The 22,080-nt window shown below is 32.2% G+C and carries 20 protein-coding genes; 5 read left to right on the forward strand and 15 right to left on the reverse strand.

Annotated elements, in window-relative coordinates:
* Positions 1–13: 13 nt before the first annotated feature.
* From HNP35_RS00845 to HNP35_RS00870, 6 genes are all read right to left on the reverse strand, one after another.
* A complete protein-coding gene (locus HNP35_RS00845; protein WP_184159375.1) occupies positions 14–1,315 on the reverse strand; it encodes a hypothetical protein in 1,302 nt (433 codons plus the stop codon).
* A gap of 198 nt (positions 1,316–1,513) precedes the next feature.
* Positions 1,514–1,696, reverse strand: coding sequence for a hypothetical protein (locus HNP35_RS00850; RefSeq protein ID WP_184159373.1), 183 nt, complete (start codon positions 1,694–1,696; stop codon positions 1,514–1,516).
* A 439-nt stretch (positions 1,697–2,135) separates the two neighbouring features.
* Complete coding sequence (locus tag HNP35_RS00855) at positions 2,136–3,035, reverse strand: tetratricopeptide repeat protein (protein ID WP_184159371.1); 900 nt, start codon at positions 3,033–3,035, stop codon at positions 2,136–2,138.
* Positions 3,032–3,586, reverse strand: a complete 555-nt coding sequence (locus HNP35_RS00860) for a hypothetical protein (RefSeq protein WP_184159369.1) — start codon at positions 3,584–3,586, stop codon at positions 3,032–3,034. The genes HNP35_RS00855 and HNP35_RS00860 overlap by 4 nt, the downstream gene beginning before the upstream one ends.
* 21 nt (positions 3,587–3,607) lie before the next feature.
* Positions 3,608–4,045, reverse strand: a complete 438-nt coding sequence (locus HNP35_RS00865) for a GNAT family N-acetyltransferase (protein ID WP_184159367.1) — start codon at positions 4,043–4,045, stop codon at positions 3,608–3,610.
* Between the two features lie 4 nt (positions 4,046–4,049).
* Positions 4,050–4,349 (reverse strand): hypothetical protein, encoded by a 300-nt coding sequence (locus HNP35_RS00870; RefSeq protein WP_184159365.1) that lies wholly within the window; start codon positions 4,347–4,349, stop codon positions 4,050–4,052.
* Positions 4,350–4,679: 330 nt separating this feature from the next.
* Between HNP35_RS00870 and HNP35_RS00875 the strand changes: the two genes are divergently transcribed.
* Complete coding sequence (locus tag HNP35_RS00875; RefSeq protein WP_184159363.1) at positions 4,680–5,972, forward strand: aminopeptidase P family protein; 1,293 nt, start codon at positions 4,680–4,682, stop codon at positions 5,970–5,972.
* Positions 5,973–6,261: 289 nt separating this feature from the next.
* Here the strand turns inward: HNP35_RS00875 and HNP35_RS00880 are convergent, their stop codons facing one another.
* A complete protein-coding gene (locus HNP35_RS00880) occupies positions 6,262–6,780 on the reverse strand; it encodes a ferritin (protein WP_184159361.1) in 519 nt (172 codons plus the stop codon).
* An 89-nt stretch (positions 6,781–6,869) separates the two neighbouring features.
* Positions 6,870–7,223 carry a hypothetical protein gene (locus tag HNP35_RS00885; protein WP_184159359.1) on the reverse strand — a complete coding sequence of 118 codons (354 nt, stop codon included), beginning with the start codon at positions 7,221–7,223 and terminating at the stop codon, positions 6,870–6,872.
* Positions 7,224–7,402: 179 nt separating this feature from the next.
* Here HNP35_RS00885 and HNP35_RS00890 point away from each other — a divergent pair, with 179 nt between their 5' ends.
* Positions 7,403–8,206 carry a TIGR00266 family protein gene (locus tag HNP35_RS00890; RefSeq protein WP_184159357.1) on the forward strand — a complete coding sequence of 268 codons (804 nt, stop codon included), beginning with the start codon at positions 7,403–7,405 and terminating at the stop codon, positions 8,204–8,206.
* Positions 8,207–8,300: 94 nt separating this feature from the next.
* Here the strand turns inward: HNP35_RS00890 and HNP35_RS00895 are convergent, their stop codons facing one another.
* The 3 genes from HNP35_RS00895 to HNP35_RS00905 form a co-directional block, all read right to left on the reverse strand.
* Positions 8,301–10,157 carry a RagB/SusD family nutrient uptake outer membrane protein gene (locus tag HNP35_RS00895; RefSeq protein ID WP_184159355.1) on the reverse strand — a complete coding sequence of 619 codons (1,857 nt, stop codon included), beginning with the start codon at positions 10,155–10,157 and terminating at the stop codon, positions 8,301–8,303.
* Positions 10,158–10,161: 4 nt separating this feature from the next.
* Positions 10,162–13,488: a TonB-dependent receptor gene (locus HNP35_RS00900; RefSeq protein ID WP_184159353.1), complete on the reverse strand. Its 3,327-nt coding sequence runs from the start codon at positions 13,486–13,488 to the stop codon at positions 10,162–10,164.
* A gap of 225 nt (positions 13,489–13,713) precedes the next feature.
* Positions 13,714–14,853: a FecR family protein gene (locus HNP35_RS00905; RefSeq protein ID WP_184159351.1), complete on the reverse strand. Its 1,140-nt coding sequence runs from the start codon at positions 14,851–14,853 to the stop codon at positions 13,714–13,716.
* Positions 14,854–15,017: 164 nt separating this feature from the next.
* On the opposite strand from HNP35_RS00905, the gene HNP35_RS00910 reads away from it, so the two are divergent.
* Positions 15,018–15,503, forward strand: a complete 486-nt coding sequence (locus tag HNP35_RS00910; RefSeq protein ID WP_184159349.1) for an RNA polymerase sigma factor — start codon at positions 15,018–15,020, stop codon at positions 15,501–15,503.
* A gap of 85 nt (positions 15,504–15,588) precedes the next feature.
* Complete coding sequence (locus HNP35_RS00915; protein WP_184159347.1) at positions 15,589–16,365, forward strand: alpha/beta fold hydrolase; 777 nt, start codon at positions 15,589–15,591, stop codon at positions 16,363–16,365.
* Positions 16,366–16,438: 73 nt separating this feature from the next.
* On the opposite strand, the gene HNP35_RS00920 is transcribed toward HNP35_RS00915, so the two are convergent.
* Positions 16,439–16,813, reverse strand: a complete 375-nt coding sequence (locus HNP35_RS00920; RefSeq protein ID WP_184159345.1) for a hypothetical protein — start codon at positions 16,811–16,813, stop codon at positions 16,439–16,441.
* A 24-nt stretch (positions 16,814–16,837) separates the two neighbouring features.
* The gene (locus HNP35_RS00925; protein WP_184159344.1) at positions 16,838–17,158 is read right to left on the reverse strand and encodes a hypothetical protein; all 321 of its coding nucleotides are present in this window, start codon (positions 17,156–17,158) and stop codon (positions 16,838–16,840) included.
* Between the two features lie 290 nt (positions 17,159–17,448).
* Here HNP35_RS00925 and HNP35_RS00930 point away from each other — a divergent pair, with 290 nt between their 5' ends.
* Positions 17,449–17,592, forward strand: coding sequence for a hypothetical protein (locus tag HNP35_RS00930; protein ID WP_184159342.1), 144 nt, complete (start codon positions 17,449–17,451; stop codon positions 17,590–17,592).
* Between the two features lie 169 nt (positions 17,593–17,761).
* On the opposite strand, the gene HNP35_RS00935 is transcribed toward HNP35_RS00930, so the two are convergent.
* Both HNP35_RS00935 and HNP35_RS00940 read right to left on the reverse strand, forming a co-directional pair.
* A complete protein-coding gene (locus HNP35_RS00935) occupies positions 17,762–20,524 on the reverse strand; it encodes a PD-(D/E)XK nuclease family protein (RefSeq protein ID WP_184159340.1) in 2,763 nt (920 codons plus the stop codon).
* Between the two features lie 63 nt (positions 20,525–20,587).
* Positions 20,588–22,051, reverse strand: a complete 1,464-nt coding sequence (locus HNP35_RS00940) for an OmpA family protein (protein WP_184159338.1) — start codon at positions 22,049–22,051, stop codon at positions 20,588–20,590.
* Positions 22,052–22,080 lie beyond the last annotated feature (29 nt).

The raw sequence follows: 22,080 nt of genomic DNA on the forward strand, positions 1-22,080 counted from the left end.
TCTCTTAAGACATTTATTTGTAATGTGCTTTAATTTCCTTTAATATTTGTGCAGCTTCTTTTACACTTCCATCTTTATTTCTTCTTGCCCAAAAACTGTAAAACCAAACAATATCCGAACTGTTAGAGCAATAAATTTTATTTCGTTTAAGTTCTCTAAGTGCATAAGAAGAGCAATATTTCTTTAACCCAGGCAAGTATCCTCCAATGTTTGTTTCGCTAGAATCTGCTGGATCAATCTCCATAACTCTATAAATTTCATTCAGTTTTTCACTATCTGTACCTACATCATCATAAGCCATTAATAATCCATCTACAATTTCATCCAAATGTTTGCTGTGGTAAGTTTCCTCAGAAAGGACATCATAAAAAATTGATTTATAGTTTTCAAATACTGAATAAAGTTCTTTAGGACGATCTTTTAAATTTTCGATATAATTGAGCAGATAAAAATAAGTGTCTGGTGCATCTGTATTTGGATCCATTTCATTAGACACGAAACTCCTTACGCTTGAAAATTCATCGCCCCAACCTGTTTTGCCACCAAATAAATTTTCTGCTATTGCATTCCATGAATCTTCAAGTCTAGTTTTATCTATTTCTATAGGTTCTTCAAGTTCTTTACTTTTTTCATCATTTTCTTCACTTTCTTCATAATTATCATATCCATCATAATCTCCAACTTCCTCTTCACTTTCTCTTGGTACTTTTCTTTCATTCTTAGCTACTTTATAACTTTCAGATGCCTCAGTAAATTTTTCCATAAAAAGAACGTCACCTGCAATTGAACCACCCAAGATTAAAAAACCGAAGATTAAAATGACAGCACTAAGTGTTTTATTAGTTTTCCAATTGATTCCTGCCGTTAAAAAAAACGAAGCAGTTACTAAACTTATCACAACAACAAGGAAAGCTCTTAAAACTATCGAACCATAAAAAAGTACCGGTTGATCTATAATAATCGAATCTTCACCAGAAATTACAACAGAAAAAACGACAATTGCAACAATAAAAAAAACATTACTGTAAAATGCAAACTTCCAGAAATTCTGCTTTCGTTTTATTTTCAAAACCTCTGCATCATCATGCAGAATATCTTCTTGTTTAGAAAACAAACTGAAAAGCGCAAGAAACAAACCAATACCAAAAATTAGCAGCGGAATCGCATATCCATAATTAAATTCATACGGATGAAGCTGTCTAATTCTAAGTGTTTTTTGTTCTCTGTAATTTGATATGATTAAAATACCTAATAGAAGAATAGGAATAAATTGAAGCAGTAAAACGTTTTTAAAAAACTTAGTTTTTTTATTCATATGAAATATAATAGTGCGTGTAGGAATTTGCTCAAAACTATTAAAAAAAATTTAACTCGAAAAATATTGCTAAAAGTGATTTTTAATTTTCAACATTTTATTCAAAACCTTTGTCAGAGTTTAAAACTTTGACAAAGGTCACAAGACAAGGAAAAAATTATCCAATTATCAAATTGACACATTATCTAATTAAAAAACTCAATCCTTCTTATGCTGTTCCGTATAATTTTGATTTCCTTTAATTCGGTTGTCTTCGGTGTGCATTCCGTTTGCCATTCCTAGCATAAAAGCTGTTATTATAATTATAAATTTTCTTTTTATCCAATGAAGAAGTGGTCGTTTAGATTGCTCCAAACGAGAATTTTTAGTTTGTTTATACATTTTGAAAATGATAAATGATTAGACATTATTGATCATCTATGCTCAGAGGTAAATTTTCTTAAGCGCTGTATAAACTTTTACGGAAATGATTTGAAATGATTATTTCATTTATAAAAACCGACTGATTTATAAATGAGGTTAAATTTTGATAAAGGTGATTTTGTAGTTTAAAAAGCTTTTTAATTTGAAAAGTAAAGACGTTTTCGGTTTTAAGAAAATCCAAAACAATCGAAAATCTTATTTTTTCAAAAGAAACAACTTGTCCGAATTTATATAAACGATAACTTTTAAGATTCGATTCTCTTCTTAAAATTACAAATGAAGATTCGTAATATTCAGCTGATTTTGACTGAGAATATAAAGTACCATCGCTCGCGATCACGACGAAAGTCAGAAAGAGTGCGATTATATATTTTATATGTTTTTTCAATCTTTTGATTTATTGTTTTAGCTCGGCGTTCATTTGTTCAGCCAAAGGCTTGATTTGCTGATTGCTCATCAAATAAGAATTCGCTTCCGAAAACCAATTATTGAAGTTTTTGATATCTTTTTTAATATAATAAGCCTGCAAAATATTATATGCATTTTCAGCATTATACGTTTTATCTGAAACCTCCTTAAAAACTTTACGACATATATCTTCTGCTTCTTTCAGATTGCCATTTTTTGTTTCTGCATAAATTAATTCCTTATTTATATAAGCATCTAAAGGTTCTTTTTTTAATGCAATTTTCAAAATATCAACTGCTTTCTGATATTGTTTTAGGCAATTATAAGAATAAGCCAATTCTACACGAAGGCCTTTATATTCAGGGTCAATTTCCTGAGCTTTTTCCAGATACTCGAGCGCTTTTTCGCATTCGTTCCAGCCATTGTACATAAAACCCCATCTGTAAAGCCTATCTACAGAACCTTCATCAGTTTTATAACTTTTCAGCCACTCCGGTACTTTTGGAATATTTAATTCTGAAAATTTTGAGTCTGGAATAAATGCCACTAATACATTATTAGGTTGCAAGCGATATTTCATCTGTCCATCAATCTCTCTTCTTTTTGGAATAAACTTTCCTGTTGGATCTATTTTAAATGTTCCTTCATAATCAAAAGTCAATCCTGCTTGCGAATCGATATAGATAAATCCGTATGGATGAGAACCTGTACTATCTGCTGAAAATGCCACCCATTTATCTTCGCTTTGAACAAATTTTTTATCAAACTGAATTTTGTCTTGCGCAAAAACCTGAGATACACAAACTAAAACAAGTAAAGTAAAAATCTTTTTCATACTTAAATTTGATTGCTTAAAATTATAAAGTCCATTCAAATATATAGATTTCATTTCACTTTTTTAATATCATTCTTACAAATCAGCAATCCCAATCCTAAAACAAAAACCGCACAACTTAAAACCATCAAAATTCCATTTTTCAAAGCAAAAAAGGAAATCCCAACAGCAACTGCCCCAAGAATTACCATTAAAGATTTTACAGTTTCTGTTTTTATAAAAGTAAAGGCATGAACCGCCAAACCAAGAAAAAGCAACGACGGACCAACGGCCACAAACGGATAAAAAAGCAATGGCGAATTACTAATATGCTGACTTAATTCGGCTTTTTCAATTTCGTTATTTCCATAACTTGACATTATAAAATCGATTGTACAAAGTCCGATATGCGCAATAACGCCTAAAGTTGTCAAAACAGAACCCACTTTATTAATCTTTGTTTTAGGAAATGCATCATTAAAAGACAATAAAAAACAAGCGCCAATTAAATTAAACCAATGCGCAAAATCTATCGATTCGCTTAAACTCGGCAATAGTTTAGAAAAGAATAAATAACTGATTAGGAAAAATACTAATCCGATAAGGCAACGTTGTTTTGTATTCATAATTTACTTCCTAAAATTTTATTATTTATAAATCGTAAACTTATTATGGCTCAAAGTAAAACCCAAATTCTCATAAATCGCCACATTCTCTACTCGCTTTTTATTTGTTGTTACTTCGATACTTTTTAGAGCATTTTTCTCAGCGAAAGTCAAAATCTCATTTATCAATAATCTTCCAACGCCTTGCCCGCGATATTTTTGATGGATAAAAAACTCTTGGATTTCTCCAACTGCTCCACAATGATGTAAAAGATTTTGAGTATGAAAGCTAATAAAACCTAAACCTTCTGTTTCGTTTTCGGCAATTAGATACAGATTTTTAAGGTTTGAAATATTTTCATTGAATATTATTTCGAAAACTTCAAAATCTAAAACTTCGTTTTCTAGTTCGCAGATTGATTTGTAAACGAAGTCCAAGTCTTGGATTTGGATTTTTCTGATTTTGATTTTTGAGCTCATAATTCTATCTATATTTTAGAAACAAAATCAATCCTGCTATTAAAAAATGAATTATAGAAATCACCAACAATGTTTTAATTTTATTAAAAGCTTTATCATACAAGAGTCCATAAATTGGAAATTGTATTAGAGCAAAAAAACAAAAAAGAAACTCAACATCTAGTGACAAAAAAACAGATGCCCAAGGAAACAGAACAATCAATTGATCTGTAAATCCGTGACCACCACCCGAAATAATTATTGAGCCAATTAAAATCATTGGAGTCGCAATACTCAAATTAATTGTCCATTTATACTTTGACATTTATTTTTCTTTATTTTTTTCTAAATCGAAAATAAGAATTAAAATAATACTATTCTGATTCTGAAATGGTAAGTTGGTGGGGTTTTCAATCTTTGTCGAGTTACTTGCGATCCTTCGACTTCGCTCAGGAAGACAAAACAGGATACAAACTTTGCGTCTTTGCCAGCAAAATCTATTGCGTGCTTTGCGTAAATCTTAGCGCTCTTTGCGGTTAAAAAAACACATCGCAATTAGAACCAAAACAAATAAGAAAACTTTAATAAATCTATTATACGCCACTTCTTCAAAAATCATTAATTTTGAAATTCGAAGTTCAAAAAACAAGTTATTATGAAATATCATCAAATAAACAGCGCACTTTTTGTAAAAAACCGCAAAAAATTCATGGCAGAAATGAAACCAAATTCAGTTGCCGTGTTCAATTCAAATGACATTTACCCAATTAGTGCCGACAGTACTTTACCGTTTGCACAACACAGAGATATTTTTTATCTGAGCGGTGTAGATCAAGAAGAAAGTGTTTTGCTTTTGTTTCCAGATGCTCCTTATGAGCACCAAAGAGAAATTCTCTTTTTAAGAGAAACCAACGATCATATTGCCGTTTGGGAAGGTGAAAAACTGACTAAAGAACGTGCTTTTCAGGTTTCAGGAATTAGAACGGTTTATTGGTTGCAAGATTTTCATAAAGTTTTGAACGAAATGATGACGTACGCTGATACGATGTACATCAACACCAACGAACATTACCGTGCTACAGTTGAAACAGAAACTCGTGAAGCTCGTTTTGTAAAATGGTGGAAAGAGCGTTACCCAGCTCATAATGTTGCAAAAAGCAACCCAATTTTACAAAGATTGCGTTCTGTGAAAGAAAGCGAAGAAATCGATTTGATTCAGCATGCTTGTGATATTACAGAAAAAGGTTTCCGAAGATTATTAGGATTCGTAAAACCAAATGTTACTGAATACGAAGTTGAAGCTGAATTGGCTCACGAATTTATCCGTAACCGTTCTAAAGGTTTTGCTTATACACCAATTATCGCTTCTGGAAACAATGCGAATGTTTTGCATTATATCGAAAACAATCAGCAATGTAAAGAAGGGGATTTATTATTATTGGACGTTGCAGCAGAATATGCAAATTATTCAAGCGACATGACAAGAACAATTCCAGTTTCAGGACGTTTTACAGATCGTCAGAAAGCGGTTTACAATGCCGTTTTAAGAGTTAAAAATGAAGCTACAAAAATGTTGACACCAGGAACGCTTTGGAAACAATATCATGTTGAAGTAGGTAAAATCATGACTTCTGAATTACTTGGTTTAGGTTTATTAGACAAAGCTGATGTTCAGAACGAAAATCCAGAATGGCCAGCATACAAAAAATATTTCATGCACGGAACTTCTCACCACATGGGATTGGACACGCACGATTACGGATTGCTTCACGAACCAATGAAAGCGAATATGGTTTTTACGGTTGAACCAGGAATTTATATTCCAGCAGAAAAATTCGGAATTCGTTTAGAAGATAACGTTGTGGTTCAGGAAAAAGGAGAACCTTTCAACTTAATGAGAAACATTCCAGTTGAAGCTGACGAGATTGAAACTTTAATGAATGAATAATAAATAAAGGCTGTCCGCTAATTTTCGGACAGCCTTTTGTTTTTTATTAAGCCCCAGCGGGGCTAAATATTTATAGAAATTCAATCATGCAGATACAAAAGCTCCAGCGGAGCGAAATATAATAGCATGGTCAAAAACATATGTCGCTCCGCTGGAGCTTTATCACTTATAATAAATAGATTTCTATAAATATATGGCTTCTCCGAAGCCTAAGCTGATAAATGATAGACATTAAAAAAAAGCCCTTAATAAATTATTAAGGGCTTTTTTTTATTTTATAAATCGGTTATTATCCGATTTTTGAGATTTGTACGTCTAATTGGAATTTACCAGCTGCTTCGTTTTCATCTATTAAGTCGAAAAGTTCTAAAGCTCTTCTAGCATTTTTCTCTTCTTCTCTTTGCTCAGCAACATACCACATCATAAAATCTTCTGTAGCATAATCGTTTTCAGCTCTACATTTTGCGATTACTTTATTAACCGCTTGTGTAACTGCAATTTCATTTTGCAAAGCAATTTCGAAAACTTCTCTTAGAGAAGCAAATTCTTGCTGTACTTCTGGAATAGATGGCGTTACTGCAATCCCTCCCATATCTGTAATATATTTGAAAACTTTTAGAAAATGCTCTCTTTCTTCTTCAGCTTGTTTGTATAAGTAAGAAGCTGTATTAGCATAACCATTTCTATCTAACCATGCAGCCATAGCTAAATATTTGTTAGAAGCATCGCTTTCTAATTTTGCTTGTAAGTTCAATATATTTTCTACACCTTCAACTAATGAAGTACGTGTTCTAAGTAAATCTTTCATAACCTTTAATTTTTATAGGTGTAAAATTACTAAAATTAAAGGAGACAGCCCTAACTGCCTGAAAATTTGGATTTAATCTAAGTAAGAATCTAAATAAGCTCTACGTTTACCATATTGCAAAGCATAGAATGCAGATTAAGAGTAAATTTAGTTCCGTTTAGTAAATCTCTCAACTGCACTATTTCGCAGATGGTCAGATTTCTCGAAAAATTTCTTTTTGTAGTTTCGATCAGCTGTGCGTCTGATTGGTCAGATAAGTCATAAAGCATATTCAAAATGTCAACGCTGTTCACCTTTCTTTGAAAAATCAAAAAATCGTGAATCTTATAACTTGACACAGTATCAACAAAATTGATAATAATACTATTGGTCAAATCACATTGATAACTGTATCCTTTTTCGGTTTCAAATAATACTTTGGTGGTCAAATCACTAACTAACATTCTAATAAAATATGATAACGGTGCAAAAATATATAATTTAAAGTAATTAAACACATAATTAAGACTAATTTAAAATAACAAAAATTGTTAATCTATTTAAAAATAAATGAAGCACACAAAAAACTGTAACATTCTAAAGGAGTTTTAGTCTAATTCTGAAAACAAATAACTAAAAAATTATGCAAGCGCACGAAATAGATTATCAGATTTTTGGAGAAGAAATGCAGTATGTGGAGATCGAACTGGATCCGCAGGAAATTGTAATTGCCGAAGCCGGCAGTTTTATGATGATGGAAAACAATATCCAAATGGAAACCATTTTTGGAGATGGTTCTCAACAACAAGGTTCAGGCTTATTTGGCAAGCTTTTAAGTGCTGGAAAAAGAGTACTTACCGGCGAAAGCTTGTTTATGACAGCATTTTTAAACCAAGGAAACAGTAAAAGTAAAGTTTCATTCGCATCGCCTTATCCAGGAAAAATACTTCCGATTGACTTAACAGAATTTCAAGGGAAATTTATCTGCCAGAAAAGTTCGTTTTTATGTGCAGCCAAAGGTGTTTCTGTCGGAATAGAATTTTCTCAGAAACTGGGACGCGGCTTATTTGGCGGTGAAGGTTTTATAATGCAAAAAATCGAAGGAGACGGAATGGCATTTGTACATTCTGGAGGAACAATGGCTAAAAAAGTATTAGGCCATGGTGAAGTTCTAAAAGTAGATACAGGCTGTATCATTGGTTTTACCAAGGATGTAGATTATGATATTGAATTTATTGGAGGAATCAAGAATTCAATATTTGGTGGAGAAGGATTATTTTATGCTACTTTAAAAGGTCCTGGAACAGTTTATATACAATCATTGCCATTCTCAAGATTGGCTGACCGAATTATCGCATCGGCACCAAGATCTGGTGGAAACAGCCGCGATGAAGGAAGTCTTCTTGGCGGACTAGGAAATCTTCTGGATGGAGATAATCGATTTTAATTGATAAAATGGCTTTCAGAAATGGAAGCCATTTTTTATAAAAAGTAAGGGCAGATCTTTCGACCTGCCCTAAAACACCTAACCAAAAGTGTCCTTAATATCCATTATTACCAAATTCTTTGGCATTTGAAATTGCATCTAAAAATGATCTCGGAATTGGCCTAACAATATGTTTACCATCAACAAAATTTGCTCCAGCAATTGGATTTGTTTGTTCTAAATAGGTTTTAGTCAATTTTCCAGTACGTTTTAAGTCAATCCATCTGGTGTGTTCGCCAGATAATTCTCTTGCTCTTTCTTTTAAAATAAAATCAATATTCATTTGTCCGCTTGACACTAACATTTCATTTTCTCTAGAAGTTATTGCGGCTCTTTTTCTTAAAGTATTTACATAAGTTAAAGCTTTTGTTTGATCACTATTTAAAATTGCCGCTTCAGCCGCAATCAGATACACTTCTCCCAAACGGATTATAGGAATATCTCCCAACCAATATTGATTACTTTGACAATACAATGCTGCAGAAAATTTTCGCATCGCTGGAAAAATATTGATAAGATTTGGATCGTTTGGATACATTGTCGGATCTTTATATTTATTAGTTCCAGGTTCAAAAATATCGCTCGGATCTGCAACCAAAACTGGCATTTTGCTCTTAACCGTAGGATCGATATTCCAGTTAGGAGTAAAAACAGCTAGACCTTCATCATTATTCATATTAATTTGCTCTTCGATTCTTTGAGAATAAAAATTTACTGTTGGAAGCGCCTGAGCTAAAGTATTTTTAATTGTATAACCTACTACAGAAGCATCTTTCTTGTAAGCAGTTGCCATTGTTTGTGTAATCGTTTTATTTGCTGCAGCATAAAATTTAAAAGTAAAAGTTTCTGCAAAACGAGTATCTGCTGGCGATTGTACTGGAGAAAAAATCTCAGTCAACAAATATTTACTTGGTTTTAACATACGGCTGTTGGCTCTTCCGTAAAGAATACTGGTTGCACCTGCTCCCCATTCTGCTCCTCTCGTTGCTAAATCAGGCAAATAATACTGTCTTGTTCTTCCTCTATTAAATCCTTCCGGATTCAGACCACCTGGATCGATTCCTTGAGTGAATAAAAATTCTGTGTTTTTCTTATTATTGTTACCGTCCCAAAGTTTCTTAAACCCTGAATTGGTATTGTCACTTAAATATAAGGCAGTATTATATTTTGAAGCATTATTAATTAATTCTTCAGCAGTTTCTAAGGCAAGTCTGGCATATTCAGAAACCTCTCCTAATCTAGTTCTTTGCAGATATACTTTTGCCAATAACCCATAAGCCGCTTTTCTAGCAACTCTTCCCTGTAAAGTTTGCTGCAACGGAAGATTTGCACAGGCAAATTTTAAATCTTCAATAATTAAGTCGTAGAACTCTTTTTCAGAACTACGAACTGGCGCATTATCAGCTCCTTCGATAATCGAAGATTTTGTTCTTAAAACAACACCTCCGAATTGCTCTACGAGTATAAAATTACTGAAAGCTCTCAGAAAATAAACTTCAGCTAATTTTGCATTTAATTCTTCTGTAGAAGAATATCCCTTAACATCTTTAGCATAATAAATAGCAGTATTGCAAAGATTAATAGTGGTATATGCCGTTCCCCAAATTACTTTAATATTTCCATCGTCTGGATTTAATTGGCTGGCATATTGGGCATAACCAATTCCGCTCGTACTTACGTTTTCCCACGAGTCGGTTCCAGCTTCTGTTGGCGCTATGTAATCTACTTTTCCGTGCAGGAAATAAAGATTTTCATAACAACTATTAACTAATCCTTCAAATCCTGGTCTTTCACTATAAGATTTATCTAAAGAAACAGTGGTAAGGTTTTTTTCGTCTAAACTGCATGATTGTAAACCAATCATCAAAAACATTAAGACAACTATTGATTGTAAGTTTATATACTTTTTCATGATACTATAATGATAAATTAATACCAAAAACAACTTGTTTAAATAATGGAAATGAATCTGATCCGCCGCTTTCTGGATCTACATTTTTCAATAAATGGCTACGACTAAAAACAAAAGGATTATAAGATGTTGCATAAAGTCTTAAACTATTCAAACCTGCTTTCTTAAGAAAATCTTCTGGCATGGAGTAGCCAAGAGTAATATTTTTGATTTTTATATAAGATGCATCAACAAGTTCTAATGCCGATTGAAATTGTGTATTAAAACTACCGCCTGGCCTTGGGAAATCGTTTGTTGGATTATCTTGTGTCCAATAACTGTAAGTTTCCGGCTGCGCTTCTTTGTTCCAATAACCTAAAACTTGAGCACGCATCATACCGCCATATCTACCATTGACAAATACCGTAAAATCAAAATTTTTGTATTTGAATGTATTTTGTAAACCAAAGAAAAAATCTGGAACATTGTTTCCTACAATCATTCTATCTTTTGTTGAATAAACATGCACTCCATTATCAGATACCCCGTTGGCATCTACCTGCGGAACGGTCTGCAGTTTGATATCTCCAGGTTTTGCACCGTACAAAGCAGCTTCTGTTTCTTGGCCTAACTGCCATATTCCTATTTTTTTATAATCATAAAACACACCTCCTGAAGCTGGAGTTTGCCCGATGAAAAGCCCTTCCGAAATTAATTCGTTTACAGTTAAGTTTCCTAAATCAATATTGGTCAGCTTTTCTGTAGCATGTGTGTAAGTAAATGAAGTATTCCATTTGAAATTTTCAGTCTCAATATTTCTCGTATTTATAGAAAGTTCAAAACCTCTATTTTGCGAAGTTGCAATGTTCGAAGTCTTTTTATAAGGTGTTTTAGCATCATAACCTCCAGAACTAGTTGGAAGACGACGATCCCATAAAATACCATCGGTATTTGTCCAGTAATATTCGGCTACAAGATCTATTCTATTTTTCAAGACAGAAACATCTAGACCTAAGTTAGTATTTGTAGAACGCTCCCAAGTTAAGTCAGGATTTGAAATATGCTCAGTTGGCACATACATTGGCAAAGCTGTACTTCCGCCAAGAGAAAGACTGCTGGTTTTGGTTGAAGTACGCGTTAAACTAGAATACGGATCAATATTTGCCGATCCAGAAACACCATAACCTAATCTCAGTTTTAAATTATTCAACCAAGAACTTGTTCCCTGCATAAAACTTTCATCACTAATGCGCCAAGCCACAGATGCTGACGGAAAAGATGACCATTTATTACCTTCGGCTAATGGAGAAACTCCATCCCAACGATTCGTTAATTGAAATAAATACTTCCCTTTAAAACTATAATTAAAACGCCCAGCAAATGACATTCTGTTGAACTGACTGTAAGTATTCATTCTCGTGGTTAGATTTTTTACAGATGCCATATTATAAAATTGGAAATCATCGTAATCTATACCATTTCCGCCTAATAAAGTTCCTTCTGATCTGCTATCTGCCCATGAAGTAATTCCTGTCAAACCAAAATCGTGATCTTTACCAAGCTTAAAATTATAATTTAAGATGTTTTCCCAAATATAACTGTAAGCCAAATTCATATTATAAGTTGCCTCACTAGCCGTTCTGCCTTCTGTAAGCAAATTATATGAATTTTTGTTTTGAAAAGTTCCCGCTCTGCTTCCTGAAAATCTAGTTCCTAAATTAGATCTTAACTTAAAATTTTTAGCAAATTCAAATTCTAGATATGGATTAAACTGAACATTATAACTTAAAGATTCGTTGGCAAAAGCTCCCGGATAATTATTGGCCAAAATACTAATGTTATTAGGATCTCCTTCTATAGGATAAAGATTTACAACACCATTTTCATCAAACGGAACTCCAAGCGGATAAACACTGTATGCTTTATTAATTCTACTATTTGTAGTGCTATTTTTTCGATAATTCATAATCAACTGGAAACCAGTTTTAAATTTATCGCTGAATTTAATATCTGCTCCTCCTCTTGAATTAAAGCTGTTTACTTTATCATTTTGATAAATTCCTTCTTCGCCTACATATCCTAAAGAAAAATAACCTTGCACTTTTTCAGACCCGCCTCTCATAAAAAGATTGTGGTTTTGCTGAGTTCCTACCTGTAAAGTTTCATCAATCCAATTTACATATTGACCTTTTTCGATCGCAGCAACTGCCGACGCATTCAATCCTAAATCGGTTAAGTTTGTAGCCTCATATCCATTATCTAAATAGAATCGATCGCGTTTATAGTTTAACCATTTGTCTCCTGTAAGTGGAGCAGGGAACGAAGAGAAACCATTTAATCCGAAATAAGTATTAAAGTCAATTTGAGTTTTTCCTGCCTTTGCTTTTTTAGTGGTAACAATAATAACTCCATTGGCTCCTGAAGAACCATAAATAGCAGTTGATGAAGCATCTTTTAAAACATCAATGCTTTCAATATCATTAGGATTCAGATTATCTATACTTGAAGGAATTCCATCCACAATATACAAAGGATCTTGACTAGCCGTTAAAGATCTGTTTCCTCTTAATAAAACTTTTGGAGAAGTTCCAGCTTGTCCAGATCCACGTTGTATATCCAAACCCGAAACTCTCCCTTGAAGCGCTTCCATTGGACTTAAAACTGGACTTAAAACAATATCCGTTGATTTTACTGTTGCTACGGCTCCTGTTAAATCTTTTTTCTTGACAGCTCCATAACCAACAATTACAACTTCATTTAATGCTGAATTTTGTTCGTTTAAAATTACGCTCAAAGATTTACTTTGACCAACTGTTACTTCTTTATTCTCAAATCCAATAAAAGAAAAAACTAAAACACTATTTGTTCCATTTACACGAATTGTAAACTTTCCGTCTAAGTCAGTTGATACTCCATTTTTACTTCCTTTTTCATTAACATTGGCTCCTGGTATTGGCATATTTCTCGAGTCGGTTACTACTCCAGTAATTTCAATACCTTGTTCAAAAATTGCTTTCTGGACTACATTTTTTTCTTGAAAATTTGTCTGTTGTTTCTTTTTCACCAAAAGAATCTGCCGATCATTTATACTATATGAAATGTCTGTATTCTTAAACACTTCATCTAATATTTCAGCAATTCCTTTTTTCTTAACATTAATAGTAATCTTTCGATCCAGATCAACTACACTGCTTTCAAAAAGAAATCTGAATTCTGAAACAGACTCAACTTTATTAAATAGCTTTTCAACTGGAGCATTATTTATATTTAATGTCAATTTTGTATTTTGTGAATAGACACCTGCTTGAATTTTCATCAAAGAAAGCATCACTAGTATCGTGGTTAGTTTCATTTTAAGACTAATTTTAGGCAAATAAGGACTAAGCCAATTCCTCTTAATTATTTTTTTCATAATTTTGGATTGATTTTAAATGATTTAATTTCGAAACGTCGTTTAAAAACACATTACTGAATCGGGAAATATTGGTAGTATTTTCCGATTTTTTTCTTCGTGTGTTTTTCAAAAAAATAAGACTCTCATTTCATAAATTGGTTGTTTGGTTGGTTAGTAAATTAGTTAGTATATTTTTATGTGCTTTCCTTCTTTTTTATAAGTAAAGCCTTGAATTTTACTCATTGTTTCTAAAACCTTGTCAATACTTTCGATATTCTTATTAAAACTGGCATTAAACTTTTTATCCAAAATATCATTTCTATGATTCTCAATAGTGACGTCATAAGTGCGCTCCAGTTTTATGATAATATCTCTAAAGGCTGTTTTTCTAAAAACAATTTCTCCATTTATCCATTCTGTATAAAAACGAGTATCAACTTTATCTACCGTTATTGCTGTATTTTTATTATTCCAAGATCCTTTTTCACCCGGTACCAGCATTGTTTTTTTATCGACATTTTCAACATCAGATAAACTAACCGAACCTTCGACCAAAACGGTATTGATATCCGAATCTTCTTTATAAGAACTAACATTAAATTTGGTTCCTAACACTTTGACATTAATGCCTCTAGTCTTCACAATAAATGGATGAATCTTGTCTTTCTCCACATCAAAAAAAGCTTCTCCCTCTAAAACAACTTCTCTATTATGTCCTTTAATAAATTGAACCGGATATTTTAAAGACGAACCTGCATTTAAGTTTACAGAAGTTCCGTCAGAAAGCATCACTTTAAAAGTTTTCCCGTACGGAATTTTTATTTCATTGTAAACCAGTTTATTCATCGCCTTGTCCGAACGATAATTAATTTCATTTTCTTTTTGAGAAGCAACCACTTCTCCATTTTTTTTGATGATCTGTTGTTCTCCATTTGGATTTAAAACTTGAATATCTCCGTTTTCTAAAACCAATTGAATTGCATCAGAAGGCACTTCAATAGTAGTTTCTTTTACATTTTTGTATTGAAAAACATAAACCAAGCCCAGCAAACAAATTAATACTGCGGCATATTGAAGCATTTTTCTCCAATTGATAACAATTGTTTTTTTATTAGTATTTAATTCCTGTTTGAGCTCTTCCCAACTTTCATCTACATCTATAGATTCTGCATACGATAATGCTTCTTCGAGCATTCCGTTACTTTTAAGATTTTCTATTAATTCCTGTTCTTCAGAACTTAGCGATGCCATTTTAGAAGCATCGAGATTTCCCTCAGACGTGATTTTCCTCAGGACATTAATCAATTTAGAATTTGGAGTCATTGTTTTTTATATAGTGGTTTGTATTATGTTAGAAAAAAAGTTTTTTAGGGTGACAACAAATCAAAAAATTTTGATTTTTTTTACACATAGTGAAAAAAAATTAAGTTTTTATTTTACATTTGACACTGTGTAATCCATTACAAAACAATAAATCCTATTTTTAAATGTTAAATCATAAAGATTTTAAAATATTTGAAGCTTTATATAAAGAACATTTTGTCTTTTTCTCTCTAGTGTCTTTTAACATCGTTAAAGACAAAGACGTAGCAAAAGACATTGTCCAGGATTTTTTTACTTATTTATGGGAAAAAGAAGAAGCCCTTAACGTAACTAGCACATTTAAGGCTTACGGAACAAAGGCAATAAAAAATTTAAGTCTGCAATATTTAGAAAAAAACAAAACAATTAGCCTTCAGCAAAACAAAATCACAATTCCTAAATCAGAAGAGCCAATTGTTTTTGAAAATACAGACGAAAATAAAAAACCAAAAATTCAAACCTTAATAGAAAAAATTCCTCAAGCCAGAAGAGAAATCTTTATGCTGCATGTTGTTGAAGGACTTAGTTATGCAGAAATTGCAGAAGACCACAATATTTCTATAAATACAGTCAAAACACAAATGAAAAGAGCCTATGCTTCTTTAAGATAATCACAAAATACTTCTCTCCTAAATTTCACCTTATATTTCATATGGCTAATAAAATAGCGTATTTTTGCTATATAAATTTTCCATTTTGAATCAAATATTTTATAAAAACACAAAAATATCCTATACCGATATCGGAAAAGGAAATGCAATAGTTTTACTTCACGGTTTCTTAGAAAACAAAAAAATGTGGACAGAATATGCCGATTTTTTTTCGAAAACGCATCGAGTTATTACTATTGACTTATTAGGACATGGCGAATCTGATCCTTTAGGCTACGTTCATGAAATGGAAGAAAATGCCAATGTTGTTAACGAAGTTTTGGAATTTCTGAAAATCGAAAAAGCAATAATTTTAGGGCATTCGATGGGTGGTTATGTTGGTTTGGCTTTCGCCGAATTATATCCTCAGAAAATTCAAAAATTAGTTTTACAGAATTCAACTTCAAGAGAAGACAGTTCAGAAAAAAAGACCAATAGAACTCGTGCTATAAAGGCTGTAAAACAGAATTATGTAAGTTTTGTTAGTCTTGCGATTGCAAATTTATTTAGTGAAAACAACAGAACACGATTAGCTGAAGAAATTGAAAAAGTAAAAACTGAAGCTTTAAAAACACCTTTGCAAGGAATTGTGGCTTCTTTGGAAGGAATGAAAATTCGCAAAGACCGCGAATGGCTTTTACAAGAAAACAGATTTCCGGTTTTATTAATTTTAGGGAAAAAAGATCCTGTTCTAAATTACGAAGAAAGCATTTCACAAATTGAAGATACAACTGCTGAACTTGTTTCTTTTGAAGACGGACACATGAGTCACATAGAAAACAAAGAAGAACTCAAAACCATTTTATTAGATTTCTTCCAATAAATATAAAATCAAAAAAGGCCATTTCTAACCGAAGTTGAAATAGCCTTTTTCTCATTTTTGGGGGCAAATGTTATTATAATTTAGACGTAATATCTTTTTTGTATTTAGACAAAGTCGCTCTTGTTAAACCAAGATTTGCTTTTGTAGAATCTACTGCTAAATAAATAAAATATCTTCCATCTTCAGACAGATCAATAATATGAATCTGATCTGTTAATGTAATCAAGATATCGTTAATATTCTGATTTAGACCTAAAGCTCTAATTGCATTCAGCTTAGCTTTTACAACTTCTAAATTGTAAGCCGAAGCCAATTCTGGATCAAAATCAGGTTTTACAGTCAATGAGCAATAAGACATTCCTGTCTCAACTTCTGTAACTGAAACTGCAATAAATCCGTTTACATTATCTTTTAAATCGTTTTGGAAATTTTGTAAAAAATCTGACATGTGTATTTTAATATTGGTTTAAAATTAATTACTGAAAACAGAGTCCATTCTGCGAAGCAATAGCCCCATTTTACTTAGATCTTTAGAAAGTAGCGCAATGCAGTTATCATCTTGATTTTTTGTTGCCACAACAATGCCGTCATTATTTTTAATCATAACTTGTTTAAGGTCACCATTGTTTACGTCTTCAGACATTTCTAAGCACATTTTCAAGATCATTCCGATCATTGCAGCAACATTTCCGTCGTATTCTAAATTAACAGACTCATTTAAGATTCCATCAATATTAAAACTTAAGCCAGATTCTGCCCCAGTTTCTTCTACTAGTGTTTGTAAATCAATCATATTCTATTATTTTGTCATGTTTTTGGAAGGGTCAAAGATATTTTTAATCTCAAGATTTGTCAGCTAAACACTTGTTAAAAAAATAGACATTCCAGCTTACAGAGTAACTTTTATTCATCACATAACTAAACCTATTTTTTTGCAAAAAATCTGCAATAAAAATTAACATAAAAAACAAATTATATTAAAAACATAACTTTTCTTTTCATAAAGCTCATTTCTAAAATTAACATTTACAGAATGTTGCATTTACAAAAACTTTTTCTATAGCTTTGCAAAAAATTGTACAAATGAAAACTGTTGACGAATTACGCTTTGACTTAAATGTAAAACTGCTAAAGTTTAGAAGATATCGTATTGAAAACGGCCCTATCAACAATACCAGTTCTGAAGGAAGTTCTAAAAAAGGTTTCTTTAAAAAAATATTTAGCTAAAAGCATTCTAACAAAAAAGCTGAACTTTAGAATATTCCTTCTAAAAAAGTTCAGCTTTTTTTATTTTCAGACAACATTTTGTTTAACTATAAACAAATAAAAATGTCTAACTAAGCAAGGTATTTATTTCGAATTAACTGATATTTAAAGACATATATAATTTTAGACTTTAACTTTTTTCTTCGAAAGGAATAGTAATATCAAATATTTCACTCAACAGATTAGCAATTTCATCTAAATAAGAATTCATAATTTCTGACGTTACTGTCGTATTCAATTCTTTTTCTTCTTTATAACCAAAAGGCAAAAATCCTGATTTTAGATTTTTAAACGAAATAATTCCAACTTCAACTGGCAGATTTCCTGCTTCTTTTTCAAACATAAAAGCATAAGCCAATACTTGAATAATTTTATCGTTTTTAAGCTCCTGAGTCAATCCATTCCATGTTTTCAATATTACATTCGATTTCTCAACTTTCCCTGTCTTATAATCTATAATTCTAATTTTTCCATCTCGTTGCTCAATTCTATCAACATTTCCTTTAATTAAAACTGGAAAAGGCAATTTCGGATGAATAAATTCTCTCTGAAAAGTTTGCTCTAAGGCTATAATTCTTATCGCTTCGTCATTTTTTATCGACTCCAACTCCATTCTTAAAAAATTAGAAACATTACGTTTAGCAACTTCAAAAGCCAAAAGGTTTCTTCCTTTTTTAATTTCGCCCTCCTTGTAAACCAATTTAAATTGTTTTAGGACTTCATCATCCAATAACTTAAAACAATTTAAAATATCATTCTCCGAAATAAATTTTCCAATAAAAGGAAAATATAAAGCTTTTAAAGTTTCATGAATAATGGTCCCTAAAGTATTTAAAGCGATATTTTCCTCAACCTCTTCCACTTCACGAATTCTCAATATTTTTTGGAAATAAAAATCAATCGGATTTCTAATGTATGAAGTCAATGCAGAAGGAGAAAAACCAGCTTCAGCTATTTCTTTCAAGCGAAGCATAACTGCTTCAGATTTCGCAACCGAAATAGGCTCGTTAGCTGTATTTGGAAGATCTGGATTATAAATATCAAGTGTAATATGATGACTAGCTTTTTTTTCTACTTCTAATTGCGTGATAAAACGACTTCTCTCACCAGCATCTAATCCATCATTTTCAGTATTATAAATCAAATAAATATTTTTTGCTCTTTGCAACAAATGATAAAAATGATAGGTATAAATTGCATCTTTTTCCTTAAAAGTCGGCAGACCCAATTCTTTTTTTACGTCATAAGGAATAAACGAATTTTGAGATTTCCCAGCAGGAAATTTCCCTTCATTCATCGAAGTAATAATAACCGTTTCAAAATCAAGAACACGACTTTCTAAAACTCCCATTATTTGCAAACCTCTTAACGGCTCTCCTTCAAATGAAACTTCTGCTAAATCTATAATCTGCTTATAAATAGCATGAAGCGTATCAATATTATCAATATGATTGTGTTTAGAATAATAGTTTATTAGTTTATTGACCACTTTAAAAACACCATAAACAAATGCTTTTGCTATTTTTTCTTCTTCGTTGTCATTACTAAAATGCTGTTTAATAAGAATTAGTAGAGAAGAAATATTATTCAAAACAGCAATAGAGCCGTTTTCCCATTTTTCAAATAACAAATTAAAAAACGAAGAATACTCTGGATGAAGTTCTAAAATTTTCTGATGTGTAATGAAAGTGTAATTATTTTCTTTGATAATTTTCACTAATTTTTCAGCATGCGCATAAGGTTCAACCAATGGATGCGTTAAGATATCCAAAACATCTTTGTAGTAAAAAACATAGCTAGCACCTTTTCGAGATAGTGCATTAGTATGCATTTTAAACAACTTAGCAACAAAAATTTGCGACGGATTATTCTTGCCCGAATATCCCATTGTAATATTCAAAGCTCCAACAGATGCAGGTAGAGAATATAACACTGGAACTAATAAATTTTCTTCACCAAGCACAACTGCCACCTTATCCAAAGAAGCTGAAGGATCTTGCTCAATTAAATTTTCGATAATAGCTCCCGCAAGCTTAGCCTGTCCTATAGTCTTTGGAGTTCCTATAATTTGAATATTTTTTGATTGAGAAAAATCGTCTACAATCCAATCAAAATCATTTGTTTTATAATATTTCCAACTTTCTTTAAAACGTCTTAAAAACAGTCCAGCATCATGATAAGGATCATTTAAAAATGTTTGATCTGAATCCCAATAAATTTTTGCTTGATCTAAAGCCAATAAATGTTGCACAATTTTTTCTTCTGCAGCATTTAAAGCATTGAATCCTGCAAAAACAAAAGTGCGATTACCAATTGTATTCGAAAAATGATTCAAATTATTAACCGCTTCTCTATAAATTAATCCTTGATAACCAATAGATTTAAACAATAAATGATTGTATAGAGAATCATAATAAAGAGGAAGTAATTTCCAGAAATCAATATAGTTTTCCAGAAGTTTAGTTTTTTGATCTATTTCTAGTCCCCATCTTTTTATATCTTCAATATCCTTAAGATAAGACAATACATGAGAAGGGTCTAAAAGATACCGATCAATTTCATTAAAATCTTGCAGGAGAGTTTTCGCCCAATTCGCAAATAACTCAAAAGATTGTTGATTCTTTTTTTCTGTAATGGATAAATAAACCTCATAAAATTCAAACAACAATTCAATAGAATCAATAGATCTAATTGATGCGATATCCTGTACGAAATCTTCAATACTTGTAATTTCGGGAGCAATAATTGTTTTATTAATCTCTTTTTTGAGCGCTTCAATCAAAAAAACTTTTGCTCTTTTATTCGGCAGAATTATAGTTATTTCAGAAAGTTTATCTGCATAATCCTGGATTACAACATTGGCAATTTTTTGAAGAAAAGTATCATTTATCATAGTATAAAAATAAAAAAAGCCATTCAATTAAGAATGGCTTTTCATATTTATTTAGGAACTAAATTATAGTTTTCCTTGGTATTTAGAACCAATGTGTCTAATTTCAGTTCTTCTGTTTTGAGCTTTACCTGCAGCAGTTTTGTTACTTGCAACTGGTTGAGAAGATCCAAATCCTTTAGCTTCTAAGTTCTCTGGGTTAACACCTCTTTCAACTAAAGCATTCAATACAGCGTTAGCTCTATCTTGAGAAAGTTTATCGTTGATTTTAGCAGAACCTGTACTATCTGTATGTCCTTCGATAGAGAATTTCGCGTTTGGATAGTTTTTAAGGATTTCTTTAATAGCATCTAATCTAGCTGGAGTTTCTTTGTCACCAGTTTTAAAAGTAGCTTTTCCTGAGTTGAAGTAGATTGCTCTAGCTTGAACTTTAAGATCTTCTAATGCAGCAGAAGTTACTTCTGGACATCCTCTGTTACTTGCAGGACCTGGAACTGTAGGACAGTCATCATCTTTATCAGCAACACCATCTTTATCAGCGTCTAAGAATGGGCAACCACCGTTTTCTTTAGGACCAGCAACTGTAGGACATTTATCGTCTTTATCAGCGATTCCGTCACCGTCAGTATCAGGACAACCTTTTAAAGCAGCTAAACCAGCAACATCTGGACAAGCGTCATCTTTATCAGCAATTCCGTCTCCGTCTGTATCAGGACATCCGTTTAATGCAGCTAAACCAAATACATCTGGACAAGCGTCAGAAGCATCAACGATTCCATCTCCGTCAGTATCAGGACATCCGTTGAATTGTTTTAAACCAGCAACATCTGGACAAGCATCATCTTTGTCATAGATTCCGTCTCCGTCAGTATCTTTACCTCCGAATTTGAAAACTAAACCTGCAGTGTGTTGGAAGTGAGATGGAGCATCTGGAGTTCCAGAAGCGTCAACTCTATCACCACTAACAGACCATTTGTATCTTGTAGCCAATTCAAGACCAATAGCATCAGTAAACCAGAAAGTTAAACCAGCACCTGGGTTAACTGTTCCATAGCTGCTATCTCCGAAGAAAGTATAACCACCACCAACAGATAACGAAGGATCAATCACTTTAGATTTGATTAATTCTTGGAAGCTGTATTTAATAGTAGCATCAATTCCGTAGTACATTAAATCTCCTGGATTACTTACCACGTTACCTCTGCCATCGTGAGCAGGATTACTTGGGTCAAAAGTAACAAATTTATCAATTTTGTTTACAGAACCTTGCAAACCAACAGAGAAACCACTACCAACATATCTATTTACACCAATGTAAGATAGAGAAGGAAGGATATTCCAGTTGTCTTTTACAGCGAATGGCTGAGAGAAGTGTTGATCAAAGAAACCACTACCAGCTCCCGAACTTGTTCTAGTATCCACAGCATTAACCCCGAAAGAGATCGCCCATGGATTGTTACTGTCTTGCGCGTGAGCATTTAAACCCATCGCCATCAATACAGCAACTAAAAGTTTGTTAAGATGTTTCATACTTAATTTTTTTAATTACAATTTAGTTA

This window comes from Flavobacterium notoginsengisoli, from assembly GCF_014207905.1.
GTDB classification, from domain to species: domain Bacteria; phylum Bacteroidota; class Bacteroidia; order Flavobacteriales; family Flavobacteriaceae; genus Flavobacterium; species Flavobacterium notoginsengisoli_A.